The following is a 19688-nucleotide window of genomic DNA, read 5'->3' on the forward strand; positions in this document are numbered from 1 at the left end:
TTACAGCGCCAGCACCAGCTTCTTGCCGCAGGCGCGTGAGCAGCAGGACATCATCTTCGTGTTGGCGTCGCGCTCCGTGCGGGTGAGCACCACGTCGCGGTGATCCACGTCGCCCTCCAGCACCTGCACTTCGCATGAGCCGCACAAGCCTTCCTCGCAGTCGCTCTGCACGTCGATATTCGCCGCACGCAATGCGGTGAGCAGGGTCTGATCGGCGGGCACCATCACCGTGATGCCCGAATCCTTCAGCGTGACCTCGAAGGCATGTTCCTTCTCGGGGTCTAGCGTGCCCAGTTGCGACTGGAAGTGTTCGACGCGCAATGTGTCGTCCGGCCAGTGCGCGCAGCATTGCGCCAGACCATCGAGCATGCGCACCGGACCGCAGGCGTATACCTGCGTGCCGTCCTGCGGCGTCGCCAGCAGCGCCGCGTAGTCCGCGCGTTGCCCTTCGTCCTTCACCCACAGATGCAGGCGGTCGCCATGCAGCGTTTGCAACTCGTCGACGAGGGCCATCGTGCGACGGCTGCGGCCACTGTAGTGAATCTCGTAGTCGATGCCCAGCACCTTGGCGCGACGAGCCATCGCGGCAATCGGGGTGACGCCGATGCCACCTGCAACGAAGATGGCGCGCGGCGTCGTTTCGTCCAGACGGAAGTGATTGCGCGGACCGCGAATGCGCAGACGATCGCCGACCGAGACCTGCGTGTGAACCCAGTTCGAACCGCCACGGCCTTCCGGCTCGTGCAGCACCGCGATTTCCAGTGCGGCGGCGTCCATCGGGTCGCCGCACAACGAATACTGACGCGACAGCCCCGTCTCGCCGCATTCGATGTCGATGTGCGAGCCCGGTGCCCAGCGCGGCAGGGTGCGGCCGTCCGGCGCGACCAGGCGCAGCTTGACGATGCCCTCGGCAACCGGCGTGACCGACTCGACCACGACAGGACGCGTGACACTATGGCCCGACGGCTCACCGATACGCACCGGCGCATGACGCTCCAGCACGGACGGATCGCGAAGCTCCGGATTCTGCGCCGGATCCCATTCCACGAAGACATGCTCCGGACCGCGGAACGACGTGTTCGGCACGTACGTGAACTTCTGCTCGGCCAGCGTCATGTGCGGCAGGCGGCGCGTGAACTCTTCCAGGAAGATCTGCATCTCCATGCGGGCGAGGTTCTTGCCCATGCACTGATGCGAGCCGTAGCCAAACGTCAACTGATCGCTGGCGTTTTCACGACGGATGTCGAACAGGTCTGCGTCGGCGAAATGCGCTTCGTCGTGGTTGGCGGACGACGTCACGATCAGGAGCTTCGACCCGGCAGCAATCTCGATGCCGCCGATGTTGACGTCCTTCGTCGCGAGACGACGCCATGCCGCCACCGAACCGTTGTGACGCAGACACTCTTCCACCGCGTTCGGAATCAGCGACGGATCTTCGCAGATCTCGCGCCAGACGTCCGGGTGCGAGAGCAGCAGCTTCATCGCGTTGGCCGTGGCGTTGGCCGTCGTTTCGTGCGCGGCCACAATGCCCGCCATCATCATCGAATGCAGATAGGAGTCGGTCACGACTTCCGGGTGATCCTTCTGCTTGCGAATGCCGTATTGCATCCAGCCCGGACCGTCCGGATTCTGACGCATCTTGTCGAGAATCTTGCCCGCGAGTTGCCAGAAATTGCCGACGGCATGCGCCACGGCGACTTGCTCTTCGGGCTTCGGCCGTCCCCAGGTGTTGACCGTGTGCGCAATCGAGTACTCGCGCAACTTGTCCATGTCTTCTTCGGGCACGCCGAGGAAGTGCAGCGCCACCGTCAGCGGCACTTCCCACAACATCTGATCGACGAGGTCGGCACGGCCGTCGTTCACGAAGCGGTCGACGTATTCGCGCGCGAGCTGACGCACCAGCGGCTCGTGATGCTTCAGATGCTCAGGCGTGAACGGCTCCATCAGCACGCGACGGCGCGGCATGTGCGCGGGCTCGTCTTCGTTCACCAGCGTGCGGTTCAGCGCGAAGCCGTAGGAGGCGAGCACTTCGTTGGCTTCCGGGCCGGTCGGCGTGATCTTTTCCAGCGCAATCGACGGGCTGAACGTGATGTTGTCACGGAAGATCGCCTTGATGTCGTCGTAACGCGTTACAACCCAGTAGCCGAGCTTCGGGCTGTAGAACACCGGTTCCTGCTCGCGCGCCCAGCGCACATATTCGGGCGGGTCTTGCTGATAGCCGTCTTCGAACGGATCGAAGTCGGCCGCGCGGGCGCTGACCGGGCAGCCGTTCGGTGCCTGAGTCGTCGACGGGGCCGACGGTTGATGAAACGGGCAGCCGCCGGCGCTGGCGGCCGTGGCGCTGGAAGTGGGGGAAAGTGTCTGGCTCATCCGCTCGCTCTCTGAGGCGTTTAGTCCGGTGCGAGAATACGGCAGCGACCCCGCAAGGGTCGCGCGGCGACGCACACAATGAATCAAGTGTAGAGGAGCGTTGCCTGTCACATTCTCTGAATCTGTTAAGCGTAAATATAATACGCATAGCGTAAATTCGTAGACTGGGGTTAACCTCTAGACTTGTCGACATCGAGCAACATTGGTTTGCATCTTAAAATCTCGCCGATGACGACAAGCAAACGACCCACAGCAGGCCGCCCGCGAAGTGCGGCTACGCTTTCCCGCGAGGCAGCCGCCGACGCTGCCACCGTCTCGACCAGCGACGCCCTGGATGCGCCCCGCGAGCGCGGCCGCCGCCAGCGCGTGCAGTCGGCCGAGACCGGCATGGTCGTGCTCAAGGGGCTGGCCCGACTGGGCGGCCGGGCGAGCCTGACGGCACTGGCCCTGCACGTGCAGCAAAGTCCCGCCAAAGTTCACCGCTATCTGATGAGCCTCGTGGAAGAAGGGCTCGTCGCGCAGGACGCCGACTCGCAACACTATTACCTCGGCCTCGAAGCGATGCTGCTCGGCGTTGCCGCCATGCGTCAGGCCGACCCGGTGCGGGCCGCCGAACCGGCACTGGTGCGTCTGCGCGAAGCCTTCGATGTGACCTGCTTCATTGCCGTGATGGGCAACAAGGGACCGACCATCGTGCGCTTCGAGGAGCCGGGCCTGCCGGTGACGATCAACGTGCGGATCGGCTCGGTCATGTCGGTCCTGTGGTCGGCCGCCGGTCGCGTCTTCCTCGGTCTGCTCGACGACCCGCAGGTGCTGGCCATGGCCGAGAGCGAACTGGCGCACGCCACGCCGGAACACCGCACGCAACTCGACGCCTCTGATCCTATTGGGGCGTTGCGAGCCTCGGTGCGTGCGGCGCAAGGCGCCAGCGTGCGCGACACGAACCTGACCGGCATTAGCGCAATCGCCGCCCCCGTCTTCAATTACGACGGCCGCCTCGTCGGCGTCATTACCGCACTCGGGGCAACGGGCGGGTTCGATGCCCGCATGGACAGCCCCATCGGCGAAGCGGTACGGCGTGAGGCGCTGGCGGCAAGCCATGCGCTGGGCTACCGGCCGCCGCTGCCTGCCGGGGCCTGAAGCGACCGGGGGGCCGGTCAGCCTCCGATATTTCCCAATCTGATGCGCTCATGCGGTCGCCGCCTTCGCGGCTGGCCGCGTCTGGGCGTTCTCCCGTTTAAACAAGCGAATTCCCACGCCTTTGTCACTCCATTTGCGTACACCTTTGTGCTACTATTTGATAATGATTCTCATTAACAAATAAGCGATTGCCGATGACGCAGCCTCAAGCGGTGCAAGTCGTCGGCGGTCACGTCTGTGGAGGTCGTCATTGTTGATGTTGAAACGAACGGTCGATCTGACGCCGCGCGTAGCATCGATTCCAACACCTTCCATGACTTACGTGCCGCTCGGGCAGTTCGGCCAGGGCGACCGCAAGCTCACGGGTGGCGCGCAGAATCGCGCGCTGGCGAGTAGCGACATCGAGGCGGCAAAGCAGGGCGACGGTGGGCAGCGCACCGCCGTTTCGCCTTCCCCCCAATGCAATAGCGACGAGCTTTGGCTGTGGCGCTTTCTGCTCGCCGGTCGTCCCTTTGGGGCGACCGGCGCGGCGGCCGGTGGCCCGGACGATGGAGCCACCTGGCTCTCGGCCGCCGAGCATTCGCTCGCGCGCCGGTTGCCGCGCACGCAAATGCGTCATCGGTTCCTGTCGGAGCGCATTGCGTTGCGCTGGATCTTCGGCCGCTGGTTCCGATGCACGCCTGCGCAGGCACCGGTGCCGACGGCAACGCCGGGCGTCTCGTCTCTGGAGTGTGACGGTCCGCACGGCAAGGTGTGGATCGATATGGCGCATGCGGGGCTGTGGCTCTTCGTCGCGATGGGGCAGGGCCCGATTGCACTGGCCGCTCACGCGCCGACGCCGGTCGGCACCGACGACAATGCGCCGCTGATCGCCCCCGCGAGCCAGTCGCCGAGCGCGCTCGATCCGATTGCCGTGGCGCGCGACACTGCGCATCGCTTGTGTCTGGCAAGACTGGCGGGCGAGGGAGAGTCGCTGACGGCCGGGGCCGATGTGCCGCTGCTCGCGCACCCCTATGTCAGCGTTCCGTATGCCGGGCAAACGCGCTACCTCTACGACATGTCCGTCAGTTCGCGACTGACGGTGGTGGCAGCGCGCGACAGCATCGTGCATCGGATGCGCGCTTTCGGTTGGCAGAACTGACTTTCCCTTTTTGCGTTCCCGTTTGGTATTTGCGCGTGCGCATCTATGCATATGCTGCGATGCAAAGGCAGGGGTCCTGAATTTGCGCTATTCTGGCCCGTTGTTTTGCCATCCGTTCTGCCCGTCATCGACTTCCTGGAGAAGAAGCTCATGCGTCGTCGCTCGCTTGCATCCCGCCATACCCTCGCCGTACTCACCGCGCTCGCTTTGCCGCTGATTCCGCTGGCAGCGAACGCCAAGCCGCTCACCGTCTGCACGGAAGCCAGCCCGGAAGGGTTTGATGTCGTGCGTTACAACTCGCTCACCACGACCAACGCATCGGCCGATCCGGTGTTCAATCGTCTGGTCGAGTTCGATGCCGCGCAAGCCAAGGTCGTGCCGAGTCTGGCGACGAAATGGGAAGTGACGCCGGATGGCCTCACGTACACGTTCACGCTGCGCCCGAACGTCAGCTTCCACAGTAACGATCTCTTCAAGCCGACGCGCGCATTCAATGCCGACGACGTCGTCTTCACGTTCGATCGCATGCTCAACGACAACGCGCCGTGGCACAAGCTCACGCCGTCGGGCTTCCCGCATGCGCAGTCGCTGTCGCTTGGCAAGCTGATCAAGTCGGTCCAGAAGGTCGACGACAACACGGTGCGCTTCACGCTCTCCGAGCCGGACGCCGTGTTCCTCTCGATGCTGTCGATGGGCTTCGCGTCGATCTATTCGGCCGAGTACGCCGACAAGCTTCTCGCGGCGAACAAGACCGATGAACTCAACGCGCGTCCGATCGGCACCGGCCCGTTCGTCTTGCGCAGCTATCAGAAAGACAGTGTGGTGCGGTACGACGCCAACAAGTCGTACTTCGGCGGCGCGCCGGCGTCCGAGCGTCTGATCTACACGATCGTGCCGGACCCTGCTGTGCGTGCGCAGAAGGTCAAGGTCGGCGAGTGCCAGATCGCGCTGTCGCCCAAGCCGCTCGACGTGCAGGCCGCGCGTGGCGACAAGGCGCTCAAGGTCGTAGAGACACCGGCCTTCATGACGGCCTTCGTCGCCATCAACACGCAGCACAAGCCGTTGAACGACGTGCGGGTGCGTCAGGCGCTGAACCTCGCGTTCGACAAGCCGAGCTACGTGAAGCAAGTGTTCGAAGGCACGGCCACACCGGCAGTGAACGTGTATCCGCCGAACACGTGGAGCTATGCGAAGAACGTGGCGGACTATCCGCACAACATCGATCGCGCGAAGAAGCTGCTGGCGGACGCCGGTTTCCCGCAAGGTTTCGAGACGACGATCTGGACGCGTCCGGCAGGCAGCCTGCTCAATCCGAACCCGCGCGTGGGGGCCGAGATGCTGCAAAGCGATCTGGCGAAGATCGGTGTGAAGGCGCAGATCAAGACGGTGGAGTGGGGCGAGCTGATTCGCCGCGGCAAGGCGGGCGAGCACGACCTCCTGTTCATGGGCTGGTCGGGTGATAACGGCGATCCGGACAACTTCCTCACGCCGCAGTTCAGCTGCGCGGCCGTCACCTCGGGCACGAACTTCGCCCGCTTCTGCGACGCCAATCTCGACAAGCTGATCAGCGACGGCAAGCGCACGCATGACATCGCGGCGCGCACCGCCAAGTATCAGGCGGCGCAGAAGACGATCAAGGACGACGCGCTGTGGATTCCGCTGGCGCATCCGGTCGCAGCCGTGATCACGCGCACCGACGTGTCGGGCTATCAGGTCAGCCCGTTCGGCCGTCAGGACTTCTCGGCGGTGAAGGTCAAGTAAGCTCGTCACTCGCCGCAGACGTCCCGGAAAGACAAAAAGCCATGCCCCTCAACGGGCATGGCTTTTTTCATGGCGCGGCGAGACTGACGTCAGGCGTCGGGCGCGCTCTCCGCTTCGCCGATGCGGAACACCTGCGACAGGTCCCAGTCCGCCATGCCGCGCTCTGCGGCGTCCTTCAGCAAACGACGCACTTCCGGCAGCACGCGCTGTACGGTCGCGCTCGCGTGCGCCAGTTCGGCAATCGCGTCGAGGTCCTTCAGAATCACGCGCACCGTGCCGGTGGCGAAATCGGGTGGCGTCACCATGCGCGGCCAGAGGGTCTGCATGAGAACGGAATCGGCCCAGCCGCCTTGCAACGCCGACGGTACTGCCGCCGTGTCGATGCCACTGCGCTTGGCCAGCACGAAGGCTTCGGCCAGACCTGCGAGGGTCGTGGCGACAATGGCCTGATTGGCGAGCTTGGTCGTCTGGCCCGCGCCGATGTCGCCCATGCGGGTGACGCGCGACGAGAAAGCACGCAGCACCGGCGTCACGGCTTCGATAGCCTCGGCGGGACCGCCCGCCATGATGGCCAGCGTGCCTGCCTGCGCACCGCCCGTGCCGCCGGACACCGGGGCATCGATCCAGACACTGCCGGTGGCCTCAGTCCAGCGCTTCGCGAGATTGCGGGTGAGTGCGGGCGAGAGCGTCGAGTGATCGACGAGATAGCGCGGGGGCGTTGCGGCGTGCACGAGCCCGTGCTCACCGAATACCACCTCCTCTACAGCCTTTCCATCACCGAGACAGAGCAGGGCGATGTCGACGCATTCGCCGAGCGCCTGCGGCGTCACACAGGCCATCGCACCGGCATCGGTCAGTGCGCCGAGCTTGGCGGCAGAACGGTTCCAGACGGCGACGTCGTGGCCAGCGGCGATCAGCCGCTGCGTCATGGGTTCGCCCATGCGGCCGATGCCGCAAAAGCCTACGCGTGGGGTAGTCATCAATTCGGGTCCTCGTGGGTTGGCGTCTCCCCGATAGACGCTTCGTAGGGCCATTCCACAGCCCCCGAATGGGTTACCGCGCCCAGCTTGGCCGGCCGCACGAGCGCTTCGTACTTTTCCAGTACGCCGCCCAGACGGCCGCGCACGAACGGTTTGGCCTCGGCGGCCCGCGCGGCGAGTGCTTCGTCGGAGAGTTCGACGTCGAGCTTACCCTTGATTGCGTCGATGTGGATGGTATCGCCGTCCCGAAGTAGGCGAATCGGTCCGCCCGCCGCCGCTTCGGGGCCGACGTAACCGATGCACATGCCGCGCGTTGCGCCCGAGAAGCGGCCGTCCGTGAGCAGCGCGACCTTCTCGCCCATCCCTTGCCCGTAGATCGCTGCCGTCACGCTCAGCATCTCGCGCATGCCCGGCCCGCCCTTGGGGCCTTCGTTGCGAATCACGAGCACATCGCCCTCGCGGTACGTCTGCGCAGACACCACGGCCATGCAGTCCTCCTCCGTCTCGAACACGCGTGCGGTGCCGGTGAAGGTGAGGTGCTTGAGGCCTGCGGTCTTGAGCGCCGCACCGTCGGGCGCGAGGTTGCCGCGCAGCACGACCAGTCCCGCGTTGGGCGAGAGCGGTTCGGTGTGCGGCTTGACCACGCGTCCGTCGGGGCCGGGGAAGGCACGCAACGCTTCGGCGAGCGTCTCGCCGGTCTGCGTGAGCGTGTCGCCGTGGATGTGACCGCCTGCGAGCAGCGCGTTGAGCACCGCAGGCACGCCGCCGACATGATGCAGATCGACGGCCAGGTAGCGTCCGCCGGGTTGCATGTCGCCGATGAGCGGCGTGCGGGCGAGGACTTCGGAGACGTCGTCGAGCGTGAACTCGATGCCCGCTTCGTGGGCGATGGCAGGGATGTGCAGCATGGCGTTGGTCGAGCCACCGGTAGCCGCCACGGCGGCGCAGGCGTTCTCCAGACTCTTGCGCGTGACGAGGTCGCGCGGCAGCGGTCCGCCGTTGCGCAGCGCCCGCATCACGTTCTCGCCCGCGCGACGCGCGATCGCGATCCGTTCGCTGTAGACGGCTGGCACCATCGCGGAGCCGAGCGGTGCAAGGCCGAGCACTTCCGCGACCATCGCCATCGTGTTGGCGGTGAACTGACCGGGGCAAGAGCCCGCCGTCGGCGTGCAGCGCTTTTCGATGCCGCGCAGCGTCTCGGCGGACATGTCGCCACGTTGGGCCGTGCCGACCGCTTCGATGGCGGTAAGGATGGTGGCCTGCGAGCCGTCGGGGGCGACGCCCGGCAGCATCGCGCCACCGAAGAGGAACACGCCGGGCACGTTCACGCGCACCATGCCCATCAGAATGCCGGGCAGCGTCTTGTCGCACCCCGCCACGCCAACGAGCGCGTCGTAGCAATGCGCGCGCACGAACAGCTCCACGCTGTCGGCAATCGTTTCGCGTGAGACCAGCGAGAAGCGCATGCCCGAGTGGTTCATCGACGTGCCGTCGGATACCGAGATGGCCGAGCCGCGAATCGGTACGCCGCCGCCGGCGGCCACGCCCAGACGCACGTTGTCCGAAATCTGATTCAGCGACATGGAGCAGGGCGTGTTCTCGCCGAAAGTGTCGACGATGGCCACGAACGGTTTGTCGATGGCGGCGTCGTCGAGGCCGGTTGCACGCAGGAACGCGCGATGCGGGGTGCGTGTGACGCCTTCGGTGACCGTGCGGGAGCGGTGTTTGTGCAGATCTGTCATGGGGACTTCCTTATGCTTTTGTGGCGGGGGCGCAAGTGTCGACCCAGCGTCGACCCCGCATCGACCCCGCATCGATTACGTATTGAGCAACAACCCGTTTTCGATGGCGAGCACCTGACCGGTCATCGCCGGTGCGCGGGCAGCGAGGAACCACGCCAGCTCGGCAATTTCGCAGGGTTGCGAAACGCGCTTGAGCGGCGAGTTCTCGCGCATGCCTTCGACGACGCGGCCGTACGCCTCGTCGCCGAGCACGCGGCGCAGCAGGCCGTCGTCGACCATGCCCGGTGCGATGGCGTTCACGCGCACGTGCGGCGCCAGGTTGCGGGCGAGCGAGAGCGTGAGCGCGTTGACCGCGCCCTTCGAGGCCGCGTAAGCAATCGACGACCCCGTGCCGTTGAGCGATGCCAGCGACGAGATGTTGACGACCGATGCAGCCGATGCAGCAGACACCGGACGCTCCCGCAGCAACGGCGCAGCAGCACGCGTCATCTGGAACATGCCGATGAGGTTCACGCGATAGATGCGCTCGAACTCCACGGCGTCGATGGCTTCGAGATCGCCATGCGGGATTACGCGCGTGGTCCCGGCGCTGTTGACGAGGGCGTCGAGCCGTCCCCATTTCGCGCCAACGGCGTCCGCCATGCGGCGGCAGGCAGCGTCGTCACCGACGTCGGCATCGACGACGAGCGTTTGCACACCGGCGTCGCGGCATTGCGCCGCGACCGCTTCGGCGGCCGCACGCGTGCTGTCGTCGAAATTGTTGATGGCCACGGCCCAGCCGTCCTGCGCAAAACGCAGGGCGGTGGCCGCACCGATGCCCGTGGCGGCACCGGTCACGAGACAGACGGGAAAACTCATGCACGGCTCCGTTGGGGCTTGAGCGACAACACGATGCATGCTCCGCCGACCAGCGCACACGCCAGCACGATCATGCCCGGCAGCAACTGCCCGGTGCTGTCTTTGAGAAAGCCGATGACGTACGGGCTGACGAAGCCCGCGAGGTTGCCGGTCGAATTGATCAGCGCGATGGCGGCGGCCGCGCCTGCACCGCCCATCATCGCCGTGGGAATGCCCCAGAACACCGGTGCAATCGAGTTGATGCCGATCGCCGCAACGATCAGTGCCGCCATCGACCACCAGAGATGCTGCGCCAGCAGCACCGACGCGACCATACCGGCTGCGCCGAGCAAGCAGCACACGGCCACATGCATGCGACGCTCGTTGTGCCGGTCGGCATGACGTGCGACGAGAATCATCGCGACGGCGCTCACCAGCGACGGCAGGGCCGAGAGCAGACCGATGTTGCCCAGGTTGGCGACGCCGGCAGCGCGAATCATCGTTGGCAGCCAGAACACGAGGCCGTAATTGCCCATGGCGATGCAGAAGTACAACAGGCCGAGCAGCCACACGCGGCCGCTACCGAACACCTGACGCACGCTGTGATGCGCGCGGGTGCTGTCGTCGGCGGCGAGGTCTTGTGCCAGCAGACGCTTTTCGTCGGCGTTCAGCCACTTCACCGTTTCGATCCGGTCCTGGAGCACGAAGAACGCCGCGATGCCGACGAGCAGCGACGCAATGCCTTCGATCAGAAACAGCCATTGCCAGCCTGCGTAACCGTGCATGCCGCCGAAGTGCTGCATGATCCAGCCGGAGAGCGGACCGCCGATGGCGCCCGAGACGGGAATGGCGACCATGAACAGCGCAATGATCTGCGAGCGCTTGTTCGACGGGAACCACGTGGCCAGATAGAGCACGATGCCGGGGAAGAAGCCCGCTTCGGCTACGCCGAGCAGGAAGCGCAGTGCGTAGAAGGACATCGGTCCCTGCGTGAACATCGTCAGGCAGGAAATGATCGACCACGTCACCATGATGCGCGCGATCCACATGCGTGCGCCCACGCGATGCAGGATCAGGTTGCTCGGCACCTCGAAGAGGAAATAGCCGAGGAAGAACACGCCCGCACCTGCGCCATACACGGTCTCGGACAGCGACAGGTCGGAGAGCATCTCCAGCTTGGCGAAGCTCACGTTCACACGGTCGATGTACGCGACGATGAACGCGAGAAAGAGGAACGGGATGATGTGCCAGGTCAGCTTGCGGTACAGCGCGTCGCGCTGCGCCGAACTTGCCGCCACAGGGGGAGCATTGTTGCCGGGATGCGGCTGTGCACCGCCCGGGTAGGACGAGGGGGACGAGCTCATGGGTGTTGTCTCCGTGGTGCGTGCCGTGTGGCACGTCGAGTTATTGGGCAGCCTGACGTGCATTCCGAAGATATTCGGTTATGCGAAGGAGATTGCCGATGCGCAATGGATCGTCGCTCCGGCGCATCGAATAACCCTGTGCGGCCATGCTGCTCGTACGAAGGGTAAGGGGTGGTTCGCCGTGACGGCAAATCACACTTTGCGCACGGGGCATTACCGTTTGGTTATGATCTCGGTTTGGCGTGTTCCAACAGAAGTTTTCCGCATCCGTCATGACAACGACCGATAACTCGATTGAGCGCTTTTTCCGCAGTGGCCTGAAGCTAGGCCATCTGCGCATGCTGGTGACGCTGGGCGAACTGCGTCAGGTCACGCGCGTGGCGGCGGCATTTCACGTCACGCAGCCCGCCATTTCCAAGCAGATCGGGGAGATCGAAGAGGCGCTCGGCGCGCCGGTGGTGCGGCGGGTGGGCAATGCGGTGGAGCTGACCGGCATCGGACGCGTGCTCGTGGAGCGTGGACGTGAAATCCTGCGGCAGATCGAACTGGCGCGCCGCGACGTGAGCGCGTTGACCACGGGGACTGCCGGGCATGTGCGCTTCGGTGCAGTGGTGACGATTCCCCAGCCGCTGATCGCGCATGCGGTCGAGCTGTTCACGCGGCGTGCGCCGAATGCGTCGTTCTCGTTCGTGGAGGCCACGCTGGACCGTTTGCTCAAGATGATGGACGAGGGCAATCTCGATCTGGCGCTCGGGCGCAATCGCGTGACCGGCCACCTGGCGGTGATGCGTAACGAGTCGCTGCATCACGAGCCGTTCGTGTTCGTCGTCGGCACGCAGCATCCACTGGGAGCGGCAGAGGCTGCCGTCTCATGGCGGGATTTGCAGGACGTGCGATGGATCACGCCGATGCGTGGCTCGCCCGCCTTCACCACGATGGCGGAGATTCTGGCTGAGCACGGGGTGACGTTGCAGCGTCCCGCCATCGAGTCGAGTTCGCTTGCGCTGAATCTGTCGCTGCTGCGCGGCGGCGGGTTCGTCTCGATCCTGCCGCTCTCGCTTGCGCGACGCTACGCCCAGCGCGGGACCATGCGCGTGCTGCCGCTGCCGCCGTTAGGGCCGCTGGGCGACGCGATTCTGTATTGGCGCGAAGACACGACAACGCCCGCGTCGCAACTGTTTGCGGCGTGCCTGCGCGAATCGTCGGCGGAGTTGATCGACGCGAACTGACGGACTGCGTCGGTGCATGCGTTCCCTGGGTTGGCAGGGGACGCATGCACTGCCTCAACGCCCTTAATACCCTTAGTTCCCTTGGTGCCCGTTCACGTCAGGCCGCGTTGGCGACCGCCTTCAATCCGTAACGCTTGCCCGGCGAGGCGTTGCTCAGTCCTTGCGACATCTTGCGACGCAGGGTGTCGTACGCGCTCCATTCGTCGCCATCCTGCAACGGCGGGATGGTGATGGTTTCGCCCTGATCGAGTCCGGCCAGCGCCGCGTCCACGAGATCGTCGGACGTCATCAGCCATTCTTGCGGCAATTCCTGATGCGACTTGCCTGCGACATCCCAGAACTCCGTGATCGTGGCACCCGGCAATACGGCTTGCACACGCACGCCCGTATCGGCGAGCTGATGCTGGAGTGATTGCGAGAACGCAAGCACGAACGCCTTCGAGCCGCCGTACACGTCGTTGAGCAATTCCGGTGCGATCGCGACGATGGATGCGATGTTGATGACGGTGCCGCGCCCGCGTGCCACGAATCCCGGCACCGCCGCGTACGTCAGGCGGGTAAGCGCGGTCACGTTGACTTCGATCATGTCGGTCAGGTGATCGACGTCCGCTTGCAGCAGCGGTGCGACCGCGCCGAAGCCTGCGTTGTTCACGAGGGTGTCGATGCGAGTGTCTTCACGCAGACGCGCTTCGACGAGCGCCTGGCCTTCACGCGTGGAGAGATCCGCGCTCAGGATATCGACCCGACGGCCGGTCTCGACGTGAAGACGCTGGGCTGCTTCGAGCAGGCGTGTCGTATTGCGGGCGACAAGAATGAGGTCGTGGCCGCGACGGGCGAGGCGGTCGGCGTAAATCGCGCCGATGCCCGAGGAGGCACCCGTAATCAATGCGGTGCCCGGCTGATGGATTTGAGTGAATGCGTTCATGGTCGTTACGGTTGTTCCGGTTGTTGGGTCCATGACGTCCAGTGTGGTCGCTCATTGCGGTGTCTCAAATGACAGGAAAACCACTTTTTAGGACAAACGTGTCCGACGCCCGTCTAACGCGCCAACTACAATCGACGCATTGGTCCTGCGGTGGCTGTCGATGCCGCCGTTTGTCTACCCATTCCGTCGTTTTGAAACCTTCCGTCCGTGGCCTTAGTGGCCCTTCGCGTCATGACGAAACGAATTGCGTTGGTGGTCTATCCCGGCTTTCAGATGATGTCGCTGGCCTCGATGTCAGTGTTCGAGATCGCGAACTTCGGGCGCGACGCACCGCTGTACGAAGTGCAGACTCTCTCGGTCGAAGGCGGGCTGGTGCGAGACTCTGCCGGGATTGCGGTGGCAACGGAGCCTATGGAGAGGCATCGTTACGACACGGTGCTGGTGGCGGGCGCGACGTACGTGGTGCCGACCGAGCCGGATCTCGTCGAGGCTTTACGGCGGCTCGCGCCGAAGGTGCGACGCATCGGGAGCATCTGCTCGGGGGCGTTCGTGCTGGCCGATGCCGGGCTGCTGAACGGAAGGCGCGCCACGACACATTGGGGGCAGGCGACGGCGTTACAGCAGCAACACCCGGATGTGATCGTCGAAGACGACAGGATCTACGTCAACGATGGGTCGATTTGGACATCGGCAGGCATGACGGCCGGTATCGATCTGGCACTGGCGCTGGTCGAAGCCGATTACGGCAGCGATGTCGCTCGCGATACGTCTCGCTTGCTGGTCGTGCACTATCGGCGCACCGGTGGCCAGTCGCAGTTCTCCACGCTGTCTACGCTCGAACCCAGCTCCGACCGGGTGCGCGCAGCGCTCGCCTACGCGCGCGAGCATTTGCGAGAACCGCTATCGGTGGAGCAACTCGCGGCACAGGTGCATTGGAGTGCTCGCCATTTCAGTCGTGAATTCACGTTGCAGACCGGGCTGACGCCCGCGAAGGCCATTGAGAAGTTGCGTCTTGAAGCGGCGCAGGCGTTGCTCGAAGCGGGCGAGGCGTCGATTGCGCGGGTTGCGATCGTGACCGGTTTCGGCGATGAGGAGCGTATGCGCCGTGCGTTCGTCCGTACGCTCGGCAAGCCGCCGCAGGCTCTGTTGCGCGAGGCGCGCGAACGCATGCGCGCATAGACGTTCCCGTGTGTTTCACGCGCCTCATGTGCCGCTCATCCGTCTTTCAACCGGGCTTCATGAGGGCATCGTCCGTCAAGTTGAGCATCGAATGCCGTCGCATTACGTTGTAAGCGTTTCACGAACGATACGTTTTCGACAGGGGACGTATCGATGTCTCGTAAATTGAGCTATTAATTTCTTTTAAATCAACGGGTTGAGTCCGCTGGCACGGAATTCGCGTATGTGAATCGTGTATGGCGAAGCGCCAACCCGGATTCTCCGCAGGCTGTTGGCAAGGGGTTCCTGTGCTGCTAAGCACGGGCGGGCCCGCTATTGCCCGCGATTTCTGCTGACGCGCTCTCGTCGTAACGTTGGACCTTATGGCGGGGTCCGGCGTGTTCCGAAGTGAGTGTGTGCGCGTGCGCGGGGAGGGGACCATGAACAGGTTCAAGGCGACTCTGGTAGGGGCGGCAGCAGCAGCGATGCTCTGCGGCATTTCGATCAACGCGTCATATGCCGCCGGTGGCGGTGGCGGTGGGCGTGGCGGAGGCGGCGGCATCGGCTTCGGCGGTGCGGGCGGCCTCGGTGGGTTGGGCGCATTCGGCGGCCCCGGCGGTACCGGGACCGGCGTCGGCGTGGGCGTTGGTATCGGCGGCGCTGGCGGTTGCGGCTGCGGTGGCCACAGTGGCGGTGGTGGTGACGGCGGTGGCGGCGGCGGCGGTGGCGGCGGTGGCGGTGGCGGTGGCGGCGGCGGCGGCGGTGGCGGCGGCGGCGGTGGCGGTGGCGGTGGCGGCGGCGGCGGTGGTGGCGGTGGTGGCGGCGGCGGTGGCGGCGGTGGCGGCGGTGGCGGCGGCGGTGGCGGTGGCGGCGGCACTGGCGGTGGCGGCGGTGTTGGCGCAAGCAGCGGCGGCGGCGGTGGCGCCAGTGGTCCAGGCGGCCGTGGCATCGGTGGCGCTGCAGGCGGAGGCGGATTGGCAGCATTCGGTGGCCCTAGCGGTTTCGGCGGTGGCGGCGGATGCGCGATGAACGGCCAGGCTGGCGAGGAGCCGTGTCCCTGAGCCAGTGGTGGGTGTGGGGCCTGCATGCGTTCGGCACAGCGCATGCAGGCACTGGCCCTCATATCGGTTGGTCTTGATGGTGTAGCGAGTCTCGCAGGTTGTTCGTCGGTTCCTGACGCGACCGGCTGACGGCATTGCCGCCAGCCGTGCCACCCCCCCGGCCCGTGATCAGGCTGTTCTCCCGGCGAAGCGCCCCTTCGGTGATCCGAGGGGGCGTTTTTTTTTGATGAACGCCGCCTATCGATGTGCTCGGGGGATATCGAAATACCAATTATGTATTTCGTGTAAACCCGCGGTTGTGGCAGCATCCGGGGTCTGGATCGCCCGACATGGCCATGCAGCTTTACCGTCGGCATGTCTACGTCGCGCGTGACCGTTGCGGACTCAACAGGCCCGCTTCCCCTCGCACAGACGCCCAACAGGCGTCGGACCACATAAGCAAAAGGAGAATTCGCACATGCTGTCCCGTCAACTGATCAACGCGTTCCTCGGCGCAACGTTTGCACTGGCCTCTCTCGGCGCCTCGGCCCAGACGGCCGACAAGCCCCTCAAGGTCGGCACGATGGCCGGCTCGGACGCGCAGATCTTCGAAGTGGTGAAAAAGGTGGCCGAAAAGCGTGGCCTGTTCATCAAGATCGTCGAATTCAGTGACTATGCACAGCCGAACGCCGCGCTCGACGCTGGCGACCTGGACGCCAACGGCTTCCAGCACAAGCCGTTCCTCGATAGCCAGGTCAAGGATCGTGGCTACAAGATATCGACGGCTGGCCTCACCTACGTTTCGCCGCTGGGCTTCTATTCGAAGAAGTACAAGTCGCTCAAGGATCTGCCGAACGGCGCGCAAATCGGTATCCAGAACGATCCGTCGAACGGTAGCCGTGCGCTGCGTCTGCTCGCGAAGGAAGGTCTGATCAAGGTGAAGCCGGGTCTGGATGGCAAGAACATCACGCCGCTCGATATCGAGAACCCGAAGAAGTTCAAGATCCGCGAACTGGAAGCCGCACAACTGCCGCGCGCGTTGCCGGATCTGGATGCTGCGTCGATCAACACGAACTTCGCTGCACAGGCCGGTCTGGTGCCCAAGCGTGACGCCATCGCCATCGAAGACCTGAAAGGCCCGTACGCCAATCTGATCGCCGTGCGCACGCAAGACCTGAACAAGCCGTGGGTCAAGCAACTGGTCGATGCCTACCATTCGGACGAAGTGAAGCAGTTCATCGACACGCAATTCAAGGGCGCACTGATTGCGACGTGGTAAGCATTGAAACGCCGCGGGATGCGCGTCGCGCGCATTGGTGGCGCATTGATGACGCATTAGCGGCGCATTGATGCGACATGGCTCGCGTCAAATGAAAAACCGGGGTTTCGACCCCGGTTTTTTTACGTCCCCAAGCCGAGATTTTGGGCCGCTGGCGCTGCGGCGTTTGACTAGAATGAAAGCGTGATTCCTTTCGACGGGAGGCCGCCATGTCCATGATCAATTTCTCGATGATGCTGGTAGCGCTGCTCGTCGGCTTCGCCATCGGCATGCTCGTCGACCACTTCTGGGTCACGCATCACGATGAGCCTGCCGCGCACAAGCGTCTGGACTGGCACGAGATGTGGGACCGTATTCGTCATCAACATTGAGGTATTCGCGCCGGGTGCATCGCCGATGCACATTACCCGGCGCGAAGTTTGCGCCAGAGCGTCGAGCGGCTGATGCCGAGTGCTTCGCACGCGGCATTGCGGTCGCCGCCGCAGGCGGCCAGCGTCGAGTGAATGCGTGCCAGCTCCTCGGCGGCACGCCGCTCGCGTCCGGTCATCGGGGCGTCGGGCGCGTCGACGGTTGCAACGCCCGTCGCACCCTTTATGCCTTTTATCCGGCCACCGTTCGTTTTTGAAACGTCGAACGCGGGCGGTGGCGGCGTCGTGCCAAGTTCCGGGGCAATCTCGATCAATCGTGCACGGCTGATTTCGCGGGCATCGACCACATCGGCGCAGACGACCGCGATGCGCTCCAGCAAGTTCTCCAGCTCCCGAACGTTCCCCGGCCAGCGATAGCTCGCAAGCAGCGGCAATAGAGACGCTTGCAACGCATCGACGCTCATGCGCGCACCCGCCCGGGCCAATGCGCGCTCCAGGAACAGCGGCGTGAGGCGTGGCAGGTCGTCCATGCGTTCGCGCAACGCGGGCAGCACCATGCGCAGGATGTTCAGACGGTAGTAAAGATCTTCGCGAAACAGCCCGGCCGCGACTTGCTGGCGCAGGTCGCGGTGCGTGGCGGCGACCACGCGCACGTCGCACGGCACCGGTTCATTTGCGCCAAGACGCAGGACTTCGCGCTCCTGCAACACGCGCAGCAGCCGGGTTTGCAGCGGCATTGGCATCTCGCCGATTTCATCGAGAAAGATGGTGCCGTTGTGTGCCGTCTCGAACAGACCGGCTTTGCCACCGCGTCGGGCGCCGGAGAACGCGCCATCTTCATACCCGAACAACTCGCTCTCGAGCAGCGTCTCCGGAAACGCGGCGCAATTGATGGCGACGAACGGATAGTCGCGGCGGCGGCTCGCGTTGTGGATCCCCTGTGCAAGCAATTCCTTGCCCGTGCCGCTCTCGCCGTGCACGAGTACCGTCGAATCGGTCTGCGCATAGCGGCGTGCAAGCGCGCGGACTTGTGTCATCGCCGCCGAGTCGCCGATCAGATCGTCGAGTCGGTAGCGCGCGACGAGATGCCGCGGACGATGGCGGGAACGCAGCGAACGATCCACACGGGCGAACGACTGCGAGTCCTGACACGTGACGAGCGCGCCCGTGAGCGTGCCCTGATCCAGCAGGGGAATGCGGTTGATGACCCACGTCTTGCCCGCCATCGAGACGATCGCTTCGAGCTCGGCGCTCGCGCTCTCCAGCGTGCGGGCGATGTCGAGTGCTGGCGCAATGGCGTCGAGCGTTCGGCCAACGGCGTCCGCTGCCGTGACGCCGAGAATCCCGGCCATCGACGCGTTGATCGCCTCGATGCGTCCGTTCAGATCGACGGCGGCCACGCCTTCGTGCAGATGCCGCAACACCGTGTCGAGACGCTCGCGCCGTTGCGCTTCGATGCGCCCGAGACGCGCGACTTCCAGCGCCGTGTCGAACGCTGCTCGCACCGAATCCTGCGAGTAGAGAAAGATGCCCGTGAGGCCGGCGCGCTCGGTCAGTTGCGTGACGAGACCCGGCCCGACAATGACCTCCATGCCGTCGTCGCGCAACCGGTGCACGAGGTCCTCGGCGTTTTGCGCATCGACATAGGTGTGCTGCGCGATGTCGAGATGAAAGGCGCTCTTGAAGCGCTCGAATTCTGCCGCAGGGCGTGCGTAGGACACGAGCGCGATGCGTGAGTCGGGGGACGATGCGGGCAGGGCGCGTCGCGCCCGAGCCAGCGCGTGCATGACATCGGAGCCGGTGACTTTGACCAGCACCACAGGCAACGCAAGCCGTTCGCGCAGAAAGTCGCCGTTCGATCCGGCTGCGACGATGCCGTCGACGCTCCCGGCGGGCAAGCGCTCCAGCGCTTCGATCACGGCTTCGTATCCCTTGTCGACGATGTGGACGTCGGCCTGCGCAGCGTAGTCCGGCACGATATCGCGATACAGCTCGCCGAGCTTGCTGATGCCGACGGCCCAGATCACCGGCTTTCGCATCGCGGGCACCGTGGGCGCTCGCGCCACGCCTGCGACGGTCGCGGGCAGGCGGGATGGCATCTCGGTGGGTATCGAATTCGGCATGGCGCTTAGCAGCAGGGGGATTTGAGTCGAATCGTAGCATGTTGCGACGATTTGTTTCATTTTGCGTTTCAAATTGAAACGTTTTGCGACCGCCGCAACCGCCCCCATCTGACATTTACCTTGACGTAAACGTCACGCAAGCGAAGAATTTCCGTCGATAAATGAATGCGTTAGCGCGGCGAAGGGATTCGCGATGCGCGAGCGCACGACCTGCTGGCACGGCCATTGCTA

Annotated in this window: 16 protein-coding genes; 9 read left to right on the top strand and 7 right to left on the bottom strand. The window is 64.7% G+C overall.

Annotated features, from left to right (window positions below; genetic code table 11):
- Positions 1–2370, bottom strand: a complete 2370-nt coding sequence (locus tag NA29_RS08090) for a cytochrome P450/oxidoreductase (protein ID WP_039397387.1) — start codon at positions 2368–2370, stop codon at positions 1–3.
- A 228-nt stretch (positions 2371–2598) separates the two neighbouring features.
- On the opposite strand from NA29_RS08090, the gene NA29_RS08095 reads away from it, so the two are divergent.
- The 3 genes from NA29_RS08095 to NA29_RS08105 all read left to right on the top strand — a co-directional run bounded on the left by NA29_RS08095 (position 2599) and on the right by NA29_RS08105 (position 6412).
- Complete coding sequence (locus NA29_RS08095; protein ID WP_084103551.1) at positions 2599–3510, top strand: IclR family transcriptional regulator; 912 nt, start codon at positions 2599–2601, stop codon at positions 3508–3510.
- 256 nt (positions 3511–3766) lie between these two features.
- Positions 3767–4651, top strand: a complete 885-nt coding sequence (locus tag NA29_RS08100; protein WP_150777342.1) for a 4'-phosphopantetheinyl transferase family protein — start codon at positions 3767–3769, stop codon at positions 4649–4651.
- 150 nt (positions 4652–4801) lie between these two features.
- Entirely contained in the window at positions 4802–6412 is a 1611-nt protein-coding gene (locus tag NA29_RS08105) for an ABC transporter substrate-binding protein (RefSeq protein ID WP_039402744.1), read from the top strand.
- Between the two features lie 89 nt (positions 6413–6501).
- Here NA29_RS08105 and NA29_RS08110 read toward each other — a convergent pair whose 3' ends face one another.
- The 4 genes from NA29_RS08110 to NA29_RS08125 all read right to left on the bottom strand — a co-directional run bounded on the left by NA29_RS08110 (position 6502) and on the right by NA29_RS08125 (position 11335).
- Positions 6502–7392 (bottom strand): NAD(P)-dependent oxidoreductase, encoded by an 891-nt coding sequence (locus NA29_RS08110; protein ID WP_039397390.1) that lies wholly within the window; start codon positions 7390–7392, stop codon positions 6502–6504.
- Positions 7392–9134 (bottom strand): dihydroxy-acid dehydratase, encoded by a 1743-nt coding sequence (gene ilvD / locus NA29_RS08115; RefSeq protein ID WP_039397392.1) that lies wholly within the window; start codon positions 9132–9134, stop codon positions 7392–7394. Before ilvD ends, NA29_RS08110 begins: the two co-directional genes overlap by 1 nt.
- Positions 9135–9209: 75 nt before the next feature.
- Complete coding sequence (locus tag NA29_RS08120; RefSeq protein ID WP_039397394.1) at positions 9210–9992, bottom strand: SDR family NAD(P)-dependent oxidoreductase; 783 nt, start codon at positions 9990–9992, stop codon at positions 9210–9212.
- The gene (locus tag NA29_RS08125; protein WP_052252623.1) at positions 9989–11335 is read right to left on the bottom strand and encodes an MFS transporter; all 1347 of its coding nucleotides are present in this window, start codon (positions 11333–11335) and stop codon (positions 9989–9991) included. The genes NA29_RS08120 and NA29_RS08125 overlap by 4 nt, the downstream gene beginning before the upstream one ends.
- On the opposite strand from NA29_RS08125, the gene NA29_RS25705 reads away from it, so the two are divergent.
- Both NA29_RS25705 and NA29_RS08130 read left to right on the top strand, forming a co-directional pair.
- The gene (locus NA29_RS25705) at positions 11334–11624 is read left to right on the top strand and encodes a hypothetical protein (protein WP_157127357.1); all 291 of its coding nucleotides are present in this window, start codon (positions 11334–11336) and stop codon (positions 11622–11624) included. The genes NA29_RS08125 and NA29_RS25705 overlap by 2 nt on opposite strands.
- Positions 11608–12564: a LysR family transcriptional regulator gene (locus NA29_RS08130; protein ID WP_039397396.1), complete on the top strand. Its 957-nt coding sequence runs from the start codon at positions 11608–11610 to the stop codon at positions 12562–12564. Before NA29_RS25705 ends, NA29_RS08130 begins: the two co-directional genes overlap by 17 nt.
- A 97-nt stretch (positions 12565–12661) precedes the next feature.
- Here NA29_RS08130 and NA29_RS08135 read toward each other — a convergent pair whose 3' ends face one another.
- The gene (locus tag NA29_RS08135) at positions 12662–13489 is read right to left on the bottom strand and encodes an SDR family NAD(P)-dependent oxidoreductase (protein WP_039397398.1); all 828 of its coding nucleotides are present in this window, start codon (positions 13487–13489) and stop codon (positions 12662–12664) included.
- Between the two features lie 231 nt (positions 13490–13720).
- Between NA29_RS08135 and NA29_RS08140 the strand changes: the two genes are divergently transcribed.
- From NA29_RS08140 to NA29_RS25710, 4 genes are all read left to right on the top strand, one after another.
- Positions 13721–14668, top strand: coding sequence for a GlxA family transcriptional regulator (locus NA29_RS08140; RefSeq protein ID WP_039397400.1), 948 nt, complete (start codon positions 13721–13723; stop codon positions 14666–14668).
- Positions 14669–15087: 419 nt separating this feature from the next.
- The gene (locus NA29_RS26120) at positions 15088–15708 is read left to right on the top strand and encodes a hypothetical protein (RefSeq protein WP_157127359.1); all 621 of its coding nucleotides are present in this window, start codon (positions 15088–15090) and stop codon (positions 15706–15708) included.
- Positions 15709–16165: 457 nt separating this feature from the next.
- Positions 16166–16966 carry a MetQ/NlpA family ABC transporter substrate-binding protein gene (locus NA29_RS08150; RefSeq protein WP_039397402.1) on the top strand — a complete coding sequence of 267 codons (801 nt, stop codon included), beginning with the start codon at positions 16166–16168 and terminating at the stop codon, positions 16964–16966.
- 209 nt (positions 16967–17175) lie between these two features.
- Positions 17176–17337: a hypothetical protein gene (locus NA29_RS25710; protein WP_157127362.1), complete on the top strand. Its 162-nt coding sequence runs from the start codon at positions 17176–17178 to the stop codon at positions 17335–17337.
- Positions 17338–17369: 32 nt separating this feature from the next.
- Here NA29_RS25710 and prpR read toward each other — a convergent pair whose 3' ends face one another.
- Entirely contained in the window at positions 17370–19433 is a 2064-nt protein-coding gene (gene prpR, locus NA29_RS08155) for a propionate catabolism operon regulatory protein PrpR (protein WP_306592195.1), read from the bottom strand.
- Between the last annotated feature and the right edge of the window lie 255 nt (positions 19434–19688).

Source organism: Pandoraea sputorum (genome assembly GCF_000814845.2).
In the GTDB taxonomy this organism is placed as follows: domain Bacteria; phylum Pseudomonadota; class Gammaproteobacteria; order Burkholderiales; family Burkholderiaceae; genus Pandoraea; species Pandoraea sputorum.